This is a genomic window from Paracoccus actinidiae (assembly GCF_030863885.1).
GTDB lineage: Bacteria > Pseudomonadota > Alphaproteobacteria > Rhodobacterales > Rhodobacteraceae > Paracoccus > Paracoccus everestensis.
In genome coordinates this window covers 1,703,506-1,717,465 of the sequence record NZ_CP132956.1, presented here as the reverse complement: position 1 = coordinate 1,717,465, position 13,960 = coordinate 1,703,506, and the positions used below count along the sequence as shown (strand labels likewise).

At 67.2% G+C, this 13,960-nt stretch carries 11 protein-coding genes; 4 read left to right on the top strand and 7 right to left on the bottom strand.

The annotated features are described in order from the left end of the window. Positions 1–19: 19 nt before the first annotated feature. From Q5701_RS08685 to Q5701_RS08655, 7 genes are all read right to left on the bottom strand, one after another. On the bottom strand, positions 20–1,354 hold the full coding sequence (locus tag Q5701_RS08685; protein ID WP_306754854.1) for a M16 family metallopeptidase: 1,335 nt from the start codon (positions 1,352–1,354) through the stop codon (positions 20–22). Continuing rightward, positions 1,351–2,760 (bottom strand): M16 family metallopeptidase, encoded by a 1,410-nt coding sequence (locus Q5701_RS08680; RefSeq protein ID WP_306754853.1) that lies wholly within the window; start codon positions 2,758–2,760, stop codon positions 1,351–1,353. The genes Q5701_RS08685 and Q5701_RS08680 overlap by 4 nt, the downstream gene beginning before the upstream one ends. A 68-nt stretch (positions 2,761–2,828) precedes the next feature. Further along, positions 2,829–4,043 carry a cytochrome P450 gene (locus Q5701_RS08675; RefSeq protein WP_306754852.1) on the bottom strand — a complete coding sequence of 405 codons (1,215 nt, stop codon included), beginning with the start codon at positions 4,041–4,043 and terminating at the stop codon, positions 2,829–2,831. Further along, positions 4,040–4,558: a DUF3035 domain-containing protein gene (locus tag Q5701_RS08670; protein WP_306754851.1), complete on the bottom strand. Its 519-nt coding sequence runs from the start codon at positions 4,556–4,558 to the stop codon at positions 4,040–4,042. The genes Q5701_RS08675 and Q5701_RS08670 overlap by 4 nt, the downstream gene beginning before the upstream one ends. Positions 4,559–4,588: 30 nt before the next feature. Further along, a complete protein-coding gene (lspA, locus tag Q5701_RS08665) occupies positions 4,589–5,113 on the bottom strand; it encodes a signal peptidase II (RefSeq protein WP_306754850.1) in 525 nt (174 codons plus the stop codon). A 110-nt stretch (positions 5,114–5,223) separates the two neighbouring features. Beyond that, positions 5,224–6,813, bottom strand: a complete 1,590-nt coding sequence (gene purH, locus Q5701_RS08660) for a bifunctional phosphoribosylaminoimidazolecarboxamide formyltransferase/IMP cyclohydrolase (protein WP_306754849.1) — start codon at positions 6,811–6,813, stop codon at positions 5,224–5,226. 189 nt (positions 6,814–7,002) lie between these two features. Further along, positions 7,003–8,241, bottom strand: coding sequence for an RsmB/NOP family class I SAM-dependent RNA methyltransferase (locus Q5701_RS08655; protein ID WP_306754848.1), 1,239 nt, complete (start codon positions 8,239–8,241; stop codon positions 7,003–7,005). Between the two features lie 87 nt (positions 8,242–8,328). On the opposite strand from Q5701_RS08655, the gene Q5701_RS08650 reads away from it, so the two are divergent. From Q5701_RS08650 to Q5701_RS08635, 4 genes are all read left to right on the top strand, one after another. Next, complete coding sequence (locus tag Q5701_RS08650; RefSeq protein ID WP_306754847.1) at positions 8,329–8,514, top strand: DUF1674 domain-containing protein; 186 nt, start codon at positions 8,329–8,331, stop codon at positions 8,512–8,514. Continuing rightward, positions 8,515–9,849 (top strand): amidase, encoded by a 1,335-nt coding sequence (locus Q5701_RS08645; RefSeq protein ID WP_306754846.1) that lies wholly within the window; start codon positions 8,515–8,517, stop codon positions 9,847–9,849. Between the two features lie 177 nt (positions 9,850–10,026). Then, positions 10,027–11,235 carry an aminotransferase class I/II-fold pyridoxal phosphate-dependent enzyme gene (locus Q5701_RS08640; RefSeq protein ID WP_306754845.1) on the top strand — a complete coding sequence of 403 codons (1,209 nt, stop codon included), beginning with the start codon at positions 10,027–10,029 and terminating at the stop codon, positions 11,233–11,235. Positions 11,236–11,240: 5 nt separating this feature from the next. Continuing rightward, entirely contained in the window at positions 11,241–13,838 is a 2,598-nt protein-coding gene (locus tag Q5701_RS08635; protein ID WP_306754844.1) for a DNA translocase FtsK, read from the top strand. Positions 13,839–13,960 lie beyond the last annotated feature (122 nt).

Here is a 13,960-nt window from a genome sequence, read left to right as displayed (position 1 = left end):
GAAGTCCCCCAGCGGGTGGTCAGTTCACGACCTCGGCCGCATCGGTGCTGTCCGTGGCCTCGATCCCCTCGGGCCGGCCCACCAGCACAAAGCGCAGCTTGTCCGCAGCCAGCAATTCTGCCGCGACGCGCTTTACGTCCTCTGCCGTGACGGCCTCGACCTTGGCGTTTCGGGTGTTCACATAGTCGATGGGAAAGCCGATCAACTGCATCCCGGCCAGAATCCCCGCGATGCTGCCGTTGCCGTCAAAGCGCAGGGGATATTCGCCGGTCAGATAGGTCTTGGCGTCGGTCAGTTCCTGGTCGGTCACGCCCTGCGCCATGCGGTCCCATTCAGCCTTGATCAGATCGACCGCCTCGCCGGTGGTCGCGTTCGACCCGGCCATGCCGCCCCGCCAGGTCTGGCCGTAAACCCCGGTGGCCAGCGTCGTGCCCACGCCATAGGTCAGCCCGCGCTTTTCGCGGATCTCCTCCATCAGGCGGGAGCTGAAGCCGCCGCCGCCCAGGATGTGGTTGGCGACAAAGGCCGCGAAATAATCGGGATCGTCGATGGGCAGGCCCGGCCCCGCAAAGCTGACAACGGTCTGCGGACTGTCCCAGTCGATCACCGTGACCCCGCCGGTCAGTTGCAGTCGGGCAGGTTCCGGCAAGGGCGCAGTCCCCTGTTCAGGCAAGCCGCCCAGCACCTTGTCCAGCAAAAGGCCCAGTTCCTCGGGCGATATGTCGCCTGCGGCCCCCACCACCACGCGGTCGCGGGCCAGCACGCGGTTCTTGGCGGCCACCAGATCCTGCCGCGTCAGGGCCGCCACGGAATCCTCCGTCCCGTTGAGGGAGGTCGCATAGGGATGGTCGCCCCAGGCCTGCCGCGACATTTCCTTGGCGGCGATGGACTGCGGATCCGTCGCCTCGGACCGGATGATCGATTGCACCTGCGCGCGGACGCGTTCAATCGCCGCGTCGTCGAAACGGGGCTGGGTCAGCGCCTCGGCCAACAGGGCTGCGGCCTCGTCGCGGTTTTCGGACAGCGCGCGCATCCCGACGGACAGCGAATCGTCGCCCGCGTCGAAGGAAAACCGGGCGCCCAGATCCTCGACCGCCTGGGCGAATGCCACGGAATCGCGGCCGCCTGCGCCTTCCTCCAGCGTAGCGGCCATCAGGTTGATGGCGCCGCGCTTGCCGGGCTGGTCCAGGCTGGCGCCGCCCTTGAAGGCAAATTCCACGGCAACAAAGGGGATCGTGTCGTCCTGGACCAGCCAGGCCTTGATGCCGCCGGGGGATGTGACGGCCTGGATGTCGATGGCATGGGCCGGGACGGCCAGAACGGCAAGGAACAGGGCAATGGCGGCGCGGATCATCCTTGCACCTCGGGGCTGGGGGTGTCGGTGGGGGTATTGGCTGCCGGCGTTGGGACCGCATCCGCCGGAGGGGGCAGAAGCCAGCCGGTCACGGTGGCCTCGCTGCCCAGCACCTGACGGGCCATCTGCATCACGTCATCGGCCGTGACTGCGGCCAGGATATCGGGCCAGTCGTTCACGTCCTGGACCGTCAGCCCGGTAGCCAGCCCCTGGCCATAATCATAGGCCCGCCCATGGGCCGAATCGAGCGTATAGACCCGCGCGGCCTCGATCTGTGTCTTGACCCGGTCCAGGTCGGCCTGGTCCGGGCCGGTTTCCAGGAATTGCGCCAGCACGCGGTCCAGTTCGGCCTCGGCCTTGTCCGGCGCCATGCCGTCGGCAGGGACAAGCGAGATCCCGAAGCTGGTCGGATCGACGGAAAACCCGTCATAGCCCGCGTTCACCCACAGCGCCTTGCCCTTCATGGCCAGCTCCTGCCCCAGGACGGATGTCTGCATGGAACCGCCCAGCAGTTCCGCCAGCACCGTCAGGGCGGCGGCATCCGCCTGGTCGCCGGGGTTGCGTTCGGGGGCCAGATAGCTGCGCGTCATCACCGGTTGCGGCACGCGGGGATCGGTCATCTCCATCCGGCGCGGCGACCGCTGGTCGGGTTCCTGCGGGCGGATGCGCGGCTCGGCCTCTCCCTTGGCGGGGATCGGGCCATAGTATTTCTCGGCCAGTTCGCGGGCCTTTTCGGGCGTCACGTCGCCCGCCAGGATCAGGATAGCCTCGTTCGGGGAATAATGGTTGTCATACCAGGCCAAGGCATCGTCGCGCGTCAGCCCCTCCATCTCGGCACGCCAGCCGATCACCGGGCGGCCGTAAGGGTGGTTATAGAACAGCGTGGCGTTGCGTTCCTCGGCGAACAGGGAGCCGGGATCGCTGTCCACGCGCTGCGCCCGTTCCTCCAGAACGACCTGCCGTTCGGCCTGCCAGTCATCCTCGCCGATGCGCAGGTTGGCCATCCGGTCGGCCTCCATCTCCATCACCAGCGGCAGGCGGTCCGAGGCGATGCGCTGGAAATAGGCGGTATAGTCATAGCTGGTGAAGGCGTTGTCCATGCCGCCATTGGCGGTCACGGTCTTGGACAACTCGCCCGGCTCCAGTTTTTCGGTGCCCTTGAACATCAGGTGTTCCAGGTAATGCGCGATCCCCGATTTTCCGGGCGGCTCATCCGCCGATCCGATCCGGTACCAGACCATCTGCACCACCACAGGGGCGCGGTGATCCTCGATCACGACGGTTTCAAGGCCGTTGGGCAGGGTGAAATGGGTGACGCCGTTGTTTTCGGGGGACGGCGTTTCGGCAAGGGCGGGCAGGGTGCTGACGGCCAGGGCCAGCAAGGCGGGCAGGGTCGGTCGAAGCATGGGGGCGGAACCTCCTTGGTCAGGGCAAAATCTGACCAATGAAGGCCGCTTGCGCAACCTGTCACACGCTAATGTGTCGTCACATGAACGGGCAGGCTGGCCGGACCATGGGATTGCAGCCCGGTCTTCCAGGTCGCCGAACCCGCAGGGAAGATGCCGTGGGTCCGGGCCAGCAGGGCGGTGAACAGGATCTCCATGTTCAACCGCGCAAGGTTGTTGCCCAGGCAGACATGGGGACCGGCCCCAAAGGCCAGATGCAGGTTCGGCTTGCGGCCCAAATCGAAACGGTCGGGATCCGCAAAGGCGGCGGGATCGCGGTTGGCACTGGCATAAAGCAGGCCAAAGGTCGTTCCCTTTGGCCAGTCCTGCCCGCAGATCGCCAGATCCTCGGATGCGTGGCGGTGAAAGAAGATCAGCGGCGGCGCAAAGCGGAACACTTCCTGAACCGCCGTCGGCATCAGGCCGGGGCCCGCCCGCAGCCGGGCCAACTGGTCGGGGTGGGACATCAGCGCGTGCAGCCCGCTGCCCATCACGTCGATCGTCGATCCGTGGCCTGCGTGCAGGATCTGCATCACCGTGGCGATCAGTTCGTCATGGGACAGCAGGCCCGCGTCCTCGGCCCCGATCATCGCGCTTATCAGGTCGTCGCGAGGCCGGGCCTTGCGGGCGGCATAAAGGTCTTGCAGCGCGTCATGGAACAGCCGCACCGCCGTCTCGGCCCGCTTCTTGCGGTCTGGCGTGCGGCGGCTGACATCGAAATAGCTGACGGTGTCGTCCGACCACCGCGTCATCTGCGGGGCCAGCGCGGGGTCGGTGCCGATCAGGTGGCCGATCACCTGTCCCGGCAGATGGGCCGCCAGATCGGCGACGAAATCAAAGCCGCCCTGCGGGAGCAGGCGGTCAAGCGCGGCATCGACCCATTGCGTGACAAAGGGCCGCAGGCTTTCCAGCCGGGTCTTGGTAAAGAATGGAAACACCGCGCGCCGCAGCCGGTCATGGTCCGGCCCGTCCAGTTCCAGCATTGATGTCTGCACGAAGCGTTCGTGAAACGGCATATCGTGGAAATTCTCGGCCACCTGCACCTGCCGCCTGGCACCGGGGTCCATGAAGCCCGTACCCCGCACCATCCGTCGGTCGAAGGCGATGGCCTGCACATCCGCGAACCGCGCGGCCAGGTGAAACCCGTTCCACAGCGGCAGGCCGGGTGCCGCCCGCAGCCGCGCATAGGCAGGCCAGAGGTTTTCGCCGAAATCGGGATGCGCCGGATCGAAATCCGCCGTCATTCCTCGGGCAGGGCGGGCGAGGTCTGGGTGATCGCGCCCGCACGCTGCCAGCGTTGCTGTTCGGTCTGCGAATCAAGCGCCAGGGGACGATAGGCCCGCTGATAGACGGTGGTGCCGAACAGCGCCTCCAGCGGGCGGCGCTTGTTGCGCGACCGCCATTCGGCGTCAGATTCGGCCAGGCGTTCGCGGATCGCGGGGTCGGTCCCGCGCCGTGTGGCATGGGCGATCAGCGCCCCGTCCGCTGCGGCGACGCCCTGGTTCGCCAGCCGCGCGGGATTGCCGCCAAGGGCGGCAACCGCGTCGGCATTGGGGTTCGGGTCGGTGATGTTGGTCCCGCCCGGCGTGGGGGCGGGCAGCAGCGCCAGGTCGGGCGGCATGGACAAGGCGCGGGTCGGCAGGATGGCGAATTCGTCCGGGCTGTTCTGGCCGGTTTCGATATTCATCAGATGGTTGCTGCCGCAGGCGCCCAGCCCCATGACGCCCGCGATGGCGATGCCCTTGACGAAAGCCTGCATGAACCTGCCCCTTTATTTCTTGCGCCTGTTCTAGCCGGATTTGCCGGTGCCGTCACGGGTCTTGTCGCGAGGCTTTCGGACCGGCTTTTCTGGCTCCTTCTTCTGCGGCACCAGCACCAGGCCAATGGCGCCCGCAAAGATGGCGATGTCGGCCACGTTGAAGCTGTAGGGGTTCTGCCAGCCGGGCACGGACATATTCAGGAAATCCGCGACCGCGCCATACAGCAACCGGTCGATGACATTGCCAAGCGCGCCGCCGATCAGCATCCCCGCCGCAATGCGTGCAAGCGCCCCGGCATCGCTGCGCCAGATCCAGATCCAGACCCAGGCGACGATGGCAAGCGCGACCGCGACCAGGATCCATTTCGTCACACCGGTGTCGGATGCCATCAGCCCGAAATTGACACCCTGGTTCCAGGCCATGCGCAGGTTCAGCCAGGGGGGCAGAACGTCGATCGCTCGGATGCGGTCCAGTTGCAGCACATGGACTACCCAGTATTTCAGCACCTGGTCGACCACGAAGATCGTCGCCGCGACCCAGATCACCAGCCTCATGTCGGTGCGGGCCGGGGGCTGCGGTTTTTTCGGCGCGCGGGGGCGCCGGGCCTTTGCAGCCGGTTGGACGGCAGTCGGTGCCGGCGGGTCCAAGGGCAGTTCCTGTTGCATCAGTGCCGGAAATGCCGCTGGCCGGTGAACACCATCGCCAGACCCAGGCGGTTCGCCGCCGCGATCACCTCGTCGTCGCGCATGGACCCGCCGGGCTGGATCACGGCGCGGGCACCAGCCTCGGCCAGGGCCTCGATGCCGTCGGCAAAGGGGAAGAAGGCGTCGGAGGCGACAACCGCGCCGACCGTGAGGGGCTGGGCCAGGCCAAGCGCCTCGGCCATGTCCTCGGACTTGCGGCGGCCGATGCGGGTGCTGTCCACGCGGCTCATCTGGCCCGCACCGATGCCCACGGTCGCGCGATCCTTTGCATAGACGATGGCGTTCGACTTGACGTGCTTGGCGACGGTCCAGGCGAACAGCATATCGGCCAGTTCCCCGTCATCCGGCTGACGGTCGCTGACGATCTTGAGGTCGGGCAGCCCCACATGGCCGTTGTCGCGGCCCTGGACCAGGAACCCGCCCGCGACCTGGCGGAAGGCCAGCCCCGGCGCCTGCGGATCGGGCAGCCCGCCGGTGGTCAGCAGGCGCAGGTTCTTCTTGGCGGCAAAGATGCGCTTCGCATCCTCGTCAGCGTCGGGGGCAATCACGACCTCGGTGAAGATCTTCGCGATCTCCTCTGCAGTGGCGCCGTCCAGCGTCCCGTTCAGCGCGATGATGCCGCCAAAGGCCGAGGTTCGATCGCAATCGAAGGCGCGCTTATAGGCATCGAGCGCGCTGTTGCCCCGCGCGACGCCGCAGGGATTGGCGTGCTTGATGATCACGCAGGCAGGGCCTTCCGCCGGGTCGAACTCCGCCACCAGCTCGAATGCCGCGTCGGTGTCGTTGATGTTGTTGTAGGACAGTTCCTTGCCCTGCCACTGACGCGCCGTGGCAACGCCCGGGCGGTTCTCGCCGGTGACATAGAAGGCCGCCCCCTGATGCGGATTCTCGCCATAGCGCAGGGGTTGGGACAAGGTGCCCGCAAAGGCGCGGCGGCGCGGCGTTTCGTCGCCGATGGCGCCCGCCAGCCAGGTGCTGACGGCAGCGTCATAGGCGGCGGTGCGGGCATAGGCAATCTGGGCCTGGCGCTGGCGAAAGGCCAGGGTGGTGCGATCATCGTTGGCGTCCAGTTCCGCCAGCAGCGCGTCGTAATCCTGCACATCCACGATCACGGTGACAAAGCCATGGTTCTTGGCCGCAGCCCGGATCATCGCAGGGCCGCCGATATCGATATTCTCGATGCAGTCGTCATAGCCTGCACCTTTCGCTGCCGTTTCCTCGAAGGGATAAAGGTTCACGACCAGCAGGTCGATGGGACCGATGCCATGCGCCTCCATCGCGGCCAGGTGTTCGGCATTGTCGCGCAAGGCCAGCAGCCCGCCGTGGACCGCCGGGTGCAGCGTCTTGACCCTGCCGTCCATCATTTCGGGAAAGCCCGTCACATCGGCCACGTCCACCACCGTCAGCCCCGCCTCGCGCAGCGACTTCGCGCTGCCGCCGGTGGACAGGATCTCGATACCCCGGGCGTCCAGCTTGCGGGCAAAGTCGATCAGCCCGGTCTTGTCTGAAACGGAAATCAGCGCGCGTCTGATCGGCAAGGGACGGGACATGGGGGCCTCGCATCTGGTTCGGCGGTGGCTTAGCGCCAAGCAGGCCAAAGGTCCAGTGGCGCCGCCGGGGGCTTCGCGCCCCCGGACCCCCGCGGGATATTTCGGTGAAGAAGAAGCGCGGCAATTTCTTCTTCACCTCAATATCCCGGGGTGAATTGGCCGCAGGCCAAGAGGGGCAGCGCTCCTGTTCTAAACCGCCTTGCGCAGCCGGATCATGAAGAAGCCATCCATGCCGCCGCGATCCGCCCAGTAATCGGGCCGGGTGCGCAAGCCGCCTTCGGGTGTGATCCACGCGGGGTCGATGCCCGGAAGATCCGGGGTTTCCACCATCAGCCCGGGATGGCGGGCCAGCGCGGCGGCCACCTGCGCCTCGCCTTCGTCCGGCAGCAGCGAACAGACGGCGTAAACCATCCGCCCGCCCGGCGCGATCAGGGACAGGGCATGGTCGATCAGCCGCGCCTGCAGGTCGATCAGCGGCGGGATGCCCGACCCGTCACGCAGGAATGGCAGGTCGGGATGGCGCCGGATCGTGCCGGTGGCCGAACAGGGCGCGTCCAGCAGGACCGCGTCCAGGGGCGCATCGGGGCGCCACTCCAGGGCATTGGCTGCGACCAGATCGGCATCCAGGTTGCAGCGGCGCAGGTTCTCGGCCACGCGCCGAAGCCGGGCGGGGCTGATGTCCACCGCCGCGACCTGTGCGCCCGCAGCGGCCAGTTGCAAGGTCTTGCCGCCGGGCGCCGAGCACAGGTCAGCGATTCGTTCCCCCGGCTTCGGATCCAGCAGGCGCACGGGCAGGGCGGCGGCGGCATCCTGCACCCACCAATCCCCTTGCGCATAACCGGGCAGGGCGGACACCTGCGCCGGGCCATGAAGGCGCAGGGAGCCGGTCGGCAGCACCTCGGATCCTTCGACCGAAGCGCCGGGCTTGGGGGTCAGGTCCAGCGGCGCGCCTGCCTGATGCGCGGCCTCGATGGCTTGGGCCACGGCCTCGCCCCAAGCCAGTGCCACCGGCTCGCGCAGCCAGTCGGGCATCGCCTGCGGCGGCAGGTCGGACCAGCCTTGATAGCCCGCCACCTTGCGCAGCACCGCGTTCACCATGCCCGACGCGGCCTGGCCCTTTTGGCCCAGCCCGCGCGTCAGGGTCACGGCGGCATCGACCACGCCATGCGCGGCGCCGTCGAGATCCAGCATCTCAACCACGGCCAGGCGCAGGATGTCGGCCACCTGCGGGCTGGGCTTGCGGCTGACATGACCTGCGATCACCGCGTCGGCGCGCGACTGGTGGCGCAGCACGGCTCCTGCCAGACGCCCGGCGCGGGCCTGGTCCGCTGGCGGCAGCGCCTTCAGCGCGCCTGCCTGATCGGACAGCGACAATCCGTCCCGCACCCCCGACAGCAGGCGCAATGCGCCCCCCCGTGCCATATCCATGCCCCGCTTTGCCAAATCGCTTTCCTTCACCTAAGTCTTGTTGGAAGACTGATCCCGACCCCTTACGCCCAGATGGGAGATCTTTCCATGAGCGAACAACCGCAACCAGACCAGGCCGACCTGCCCCCCGCAGCCCGCCGCGCCTTGGCCGAGGCCGAAGAACGCCGCAAGGCCGCGGCGCAACCCTTGCCCAAGGAATACGGCGGCCGCGACGGGCCGGAGCCCGTCCGGTATGGCGATTACGAAAAGAACGGCCTCGCGGTGGATTTCTGAATGGATTGGCTGCGCGCGCCCGCCGCCCAGCAGGGCCGTGCGATCATGGCGGGGCTGCTGGATCCGCTGGACCAGTCCGAGGCCTATCTGGCCGCGATCAAGGCCCATCCCGATGCCCGGCGCATCTATGCCCGGGTGACCGACGTGCGCGCCCGGTCCGAGGCCGTGGCCGCCCATGACCGTGCCAAGCTGGAACAAAGGCGCGGATTGCTGGACGGCGTGGCGATCAGCTGGAAGGACAATATCGACAGCGGCGGCACCGTGACCGAAGCCGGATCCAGGCTGCTGGAGGGTCGCGTCCCGCGCAAGGATGCCATCGTGCTGGCCCGCGCCGCGCGGCAGGGCACGATCTGCCTGGGCAAGACCCACATGACGGAACTGGCTTTTTCCGGCTTGGGCCTGAATCCCCGCACGGCAACGCCGCCCAATGCCCTGGACCCGGACCTGGCGCCGGGCGGGTCGTCATCGGGGGCGGCGGTGTCGGTGGCCCTGGGGCTGGCGGCGGCGGCCATCGGGACGGATACGGGCGGGTCGATCCGGGTGCCTGCAGCCTGGAACGATCTTGTGGGCTTTGCCCCCACGCCCGATTCGCTGCCCGAAAAGGGCGTCGTGCCCTTGTGCCGCCGGTTCGACGTGATCGGTCCCATCGCCCGCACGGTCGAGGATTGTGCCGAGCTGTTCGCCCTGATGGGGGGCCGCAAGACCGCCGATCTTCGGGGTGCCGATGTCGCGAACCGCCGCCTTTTGGTGCTGGACGGCGTGCCATTCGAGGGTGCCGAGGAAGGCCCGGTTGCCGCCTTCGAGGATGCCGTGGACCGGCTGGCCCGGGCAGGGGCGCGGATCGAGCGGCAGTCGCCCGACTGGGTTGCCAAGGCCATGCTGCTGTCGGCCGCCCTGTTCGCACCCGAGGCCTATGGCATCTGGCGCGCCCAGATCGAGGATGCGCCCGAACTGATGTGGGGGCCGATCCTGGACCGGTTCCGCAGCGGCGCGGGCGTCAGCGCCCCCGATTACATCGCCGCCTGGGAAAGCCTTGTGCGGATCCGGCGCAAGTGGATCAAGGAGATCGCCTCGGGCTTTGATGCGATCCTGCTGCCCACGGTGCCGATCCTGCCGCCGAATGCCGCCCGGCTGATGGCGGACGAGGAGGAATTCGTGCGCGCGAACCTGCTGACCCTGCGCAATACCCGGATCGGCAACCTGCTGGGCCTGCCGGCTTGCACGCTGCCCACTGGCCACCGGGCCTGCGGGATCTCGGTCATGGGCCATGCCGGGCGGGACGGGCATCTGCTGCATCTGGCTGCCGGGGTCGAGGCGGCATTGTCCGTGAGGTGATGGGACGGGGCAGGGGGCTTCCGCCCCCTCTTGGCCTGCGGCCAATTCACCCCCGAGGATATTTGGATGAAGAAGAAGCCGCGTGCCGCAGGCTGGCTTTCGCTGGACGCAAGACTGCGATCCGGCTAGTGTTATCCCTTGATAAACGGGGCCGCAGATCCCGAAAGCGAGGCAGAGATGGCAATCCCCGAGCGGTTTTCGAACCTGCCGGAATACGCGTTCCCGCGTCTGCGGACGCTGCTGGCCGGTATCCAGCCGGGCCTACACGAGGGCGAGGCCCCGGCGATCCTGACCATCGGCGAGCCGCGCCATGCCATGCCGGATTTCGTGGCAGAGGTCATGGCCGCGAATATCGGGGGATTCGCCAAGTATCCCCAGAACGAAGGCACGCCGGGGTTGCTGGACGCGATTTCGGGCTGGCTGGGCAGACGTTACGGCCTGGATGTCGCCCCGGACCGGATCATGGCGCTGAACGGCACGCGCGAAGGGCTGTTCAACGCGGCCCTGGCCCTGTGCCCGGAACAAAAGAACGGCCAGCATCCCGCGATCCTGATTCCGAATCCCTTTTACCAGGTTTACGCCGTAGCCGCCGCGGCCGTGCAGGCCCAGCCGGTCTTTGTCCCGGCCACGCCCGACACCGGCAACCTGCCCGATTACGCCGCTCTGCCGTCCGCCGTCCTGGACCGCACGGCCATCGCCTATCTGTGTTCGCCCGCCAACCCGCAAGGCGCGATTGCGGACCGTGATTACCTGGAACGCCTGATCGCGCTGGCGGACCGCCACGATTTTCTGATCTTTGCCGATGAGTGCTATTCCGAGATATGGCGCGACGCCCCGCCGCCCGGTGCCCTGGCGGTGGCGACCGGCATGGGACTGGCGGACCGGGTTGTGATCTTCAATTCGCTGTCCAAGCGATCGAACCTTGCCGGCCTGCGATCGGGTTTCGTCGCGGGCAGTGCCGCGAACATCGCCCAGATCCGCCGCCTTCGCGCCTATGCCGGGGCGCCCTTGTCGCTGCCTGCCCAAGCCGTCAGCGAGGCCGCCTGGCGCGAGGAATCGCACGTGGCGGCCAGCCGGGCGCTGTATCAGAGAAAATACGCGATTGCCGACCGCGTGCTGGGCAATGTGCCGGGATACCGCCCCGTTCAGGGCGGCTTCTTCCTGTGGCTGCCCGTCCCGGACGGCGAGGAGGCGGCCAGGATCTTGTGGGCAAGGGCGGGTGTCCAGGTGCTGCCGGGGGCCTATCTGTCGCGCGAGGTGGACGGGCACAATCCCGGCCGCGGCTTCATCCGGGTCGCCCTGGTGGCGGATGCCAAGCAGACCGAATCGGCGCTGACCCGGTTGCGCGCGGTGCTTTATGACGAAACGACGGGCGGGGAAGGCTAGGGACGATGGCAAGCTGGCAGGCAAAACACCGCGATCCGCTGTTCGACCAATCCACGCAGGCAGCCCTGGAACGGCGCGGCAAGGAACTGCTGGGCGCCGGTCTGGTCGTTATCGGCATCATCGTCGCGCTGATGCTGTCCAGTTGGTCGCCCGAAGATCCCAGCTTCCTGTCGGCCACCGATGAACCCGCGCAGAACATCCTTGGCAGTTTCGGCGCCTATGCCGCATCGCCCCTGATGATGATCGCAGGATATGGATCCTGGATGCTGGTCGTTGCGGCGCTTGTCTGGGGCCTGCGCTTCATGCTGCACCGGGGCGAGGACCGCTTCATGCGGGCCTTGTTCACGCCCATCGCGGTGGCGCTTGCCTCGGTCTATTGCAGCACCCTGATGCCCGTGGCGGGATGGGAGCAAACCTATGGCCTGGGCGGGCATTTCGGCGACATGATCATGGGCGCGATGCTGAACCTGCTGCCGGTCAAGGCGCAGATCGGCATCCGCCTGGCCGGGCTGGTCACGGCCGTGGGCGTGCTGGCGATCACGGCCTTTTCCCTGGGCTTCGAACGGTCGGAACTGCAGGGGCTGTGGCGCCGGTTCGTGGCCGGGCTGCTGACGGCCTTTGACCTGGCCATGCGCGCGGTGGGGCAGGGCGCGGCGGCATCCGCCGGGATCCGGCGACGGCTGCAGGCGCGGCGCGCGGCAAAGGCGGCATCCGACATGCCCGCGTTGCGCGCCCCGGTCGTGGCCCGGCGCAAGCCTGCCCAGCCCGACTTTCTGGAACTGGAGGAAGACCTGCCCGAACCCGAGCTGATCGAGCGGGACTCCGATTACGAGGGCGACGCCCCCTCGGCCGAGGAGGTCAGCGGCCGCATCAACGACGCGATCCGCACCCGGTCGGCCAAGCCCTCGGTTCTGGCGGTGGTCGCCGCGCGCTTGTCGCGCGAGGGCGGCAAGGAAGGGCGCGACGAGGCAGCCATGCCCGATGTCCCCGGAGGAGAGGCGCCCCGCACGGCCGTCCCGTCCCTGAAGAAAGCTGCCCCCGTCCAGAGGCCTTCTGATGAACCGGGGCCGGAATTGCATTTTGAAGACGTGCTGAACGCCTATGAGCGTCCGCCGCTGGCGCTGCTGTCCGCGCCCTCGGCCAATGATCAGCAGACCGTGTCCGAAGAAACGCTCATGGAAAACGCCCGGATGCTGGAGGCGGTGCTGGACGATTACGGCGTCAAGGGCCAGATCACCGAAGTCCGGCCCGGCCCGGTCGTCACGCTGTACGAACTGGAACCCGCGCCGGGGCTGAAGGCCAGCCGCGTGATCGGGCTGTCGGACGATATCGCCCGGTCCATGTCGGCCCTGTCGGCGCGGGTCAGCACCGTGCCGGGCCGCACCGTGATCGGGATCGAACTGCCCAATGCGCGGCGTGAAAAGGTGCTGCTGCGCGAAATCCTGGCGTCGCGCGCATTCGGCGACGGCACGCAGCCGCTTCCCCTGGCGCTGGGCAAGGACATCGGCGGCGATCCGGTCGTGGCGAACCTGGCCAAGATGCCCCACCTGCTGATCGCGGGGACCACCGGGTCGGGGAAGTCCGTCGCCATCAACACCATGATCCTGTCGCTGCTGTATAAACTGACGCCGGATGAATGCCGGCTGATCATGATCGACCCCAAGATGCTGGAACTGTCGGTCTATGACGGCATCCCGCATCTGCTGTCCCCGGTCGTCACCGATCCGAAAAAAGCCGTTGTCGCGCTGAAATGGGTCGTGGGCGAAATGGAGGACCGGTATCGCCGTATGTCCAAGATGGGCGTGCGCAACATCGAGGGCTATAACGGCCGCGTCCGCGAGGCACTGTCCAGGAACGAGCTGTTCAAGCGCACCGTCCAGACCGGCTTTGACGAGGATACCGGAGAGCCGATCTTCGAGACCGAGGAATTCAAGCCCGAGACCTTCCCCTATATCGTCGTGATCGTGGACGAGATGGCCGACCTGATGATGGTCGCGGGCAAGGAGATCGAGGCCTGCATCCAGCGTCTGGCCCAGATGGCCCGCGCATCCGGCATCCACCTGATCATGGCCACGCAGCGCCCGTCCGTCGATGTGATCACCGGCACGATCAAGGCGAACTTCCCGACCCGGATCAGCTTCCAGGTCACATCCAAGATCGACAGCCGCACCATCCTGGGCGAACAGGGCGCCGAGCAGCTGCTGGGCCAGGGCGATATGCTGTACATGGGCAACGGCGCCCGCATCACCCGCATCCACGGCCCCTTCGTGTCCGACGAGGAGGTCGAGGAGGTCGTGACGCACCTGAAATCCTTTGGTCCGCCGTCCTATAAGTCCGGCGTTGTCGAGGGGGTCGAGGATGACAAGGCCGACGACATCGACACCGTCCTGGGCCTTGGCGGCGACGGCAGCGACGCTGCGCTGTATGACCAGGCGGTGATGATCGTCGCCAAGGACCGCAAGTGCTCCACCAGCTATATCCAGCGGAAACTGGCCATCGGCTATAACAAGGCCGCCCGGCTGGTCGAGCAGATGGAGGAGCAGGGCGTCGTGTCGTCGGCGAACCATGTCGGCAAGCGAGAGGTTCTGGTGCCGGAGGTTTGAGGAGGGCGGTTCAGGCAAGGACAAAGCGCGGCGACGACCGTGATCGGCGTTGACTGACACCACCCCTTCGCGAAGCAGGCGCGCCTGTTCTTGGTTGACTATGCGTCATATCCTTTCCTTTG

Excerpts from the sequence above, each read along its gene's own strand:
- Q5701_RS08635 (WP_306754844.1), top strand. The coding sequence starts at position 11,241 with ATGGCAAGCTGGCAGGCAAAACACCGCGATCCGCTGTTCGACCAATCC.
- Q5701_RS08675 (WP_306754852.1), bottom strand. The coding sequence starts at position 4,043 with ATGACGGCGGATTTCGATCCGGCGCATCCCGATTTCGGCGAAAACCTC.
- Q5701_RS08655 (WP_306754848.1), bottom strand. The coding sequence starts at position 8,241 with ATGGATATGGCACGGGGGGGCGCATTGCGCCTGCTGTCGGGGGTGCGG.
- Q5701_RS08640 (WP_306754845.1), top strand. The coding sequence starts at position 10,027 with ATGGCAATCCCCGAGCGGTTTTCGAACCTGCCGGAATACGCGTTCCCG.
- purH (WP_306754849.1), bottom strand. The coding sequence starts at position 6,813 with ATGTCCCGTCCCTTGCCGATCAGACGCGCGCTGATTTCCGTTTCAGAC.
- lspA (WP_306754850.1), bottom strand. The coding sequence starts at position 5,113 with ATGAGGCTGGTGATCTGGGTCGCGGCGACGATCTTCGTGGTCGACCAG.
- Q5701_RS08685 (WP_306754854.1), bottom strand. The coding sequence starts at position 1,354 with ATGATCCGCGCCGCCATTGCCCTGTTCCTTGCCGTTCTGGCCGTCCCG.
- Q5701_RS08645 (WP_306754846.1), top strand. The coding sequence starts at position 8,515 with ATGGATTGGCTGCGCGCGCCCGCCGCCCAGCAGGGCCGTGCGATCATG.
- Q5701_RS08680 (WP_306754853.1), bottom strand. The coding sequence starts at position 2,760 with ATGCTTCGACCGACCCTGCCCGCCTTGCTGGCCCTGGCCGTCAGCACC.
- Q5701_RS08670 (WP_306754851.1), bottom strand. The coding sequence starts at position 4,558 with ATGCAGGCTTTCGTCAAGGGCATCGCCATCGCGGGCGTCATGGGGCTG.
- Q5701_RS08650 (WP_306754847.1), top strand. The coding sequence starts at position 8,329 with ATGAGCGAACAACCGCAACCAGACCAGGCCGACCTGCCCCCCGCAGCC.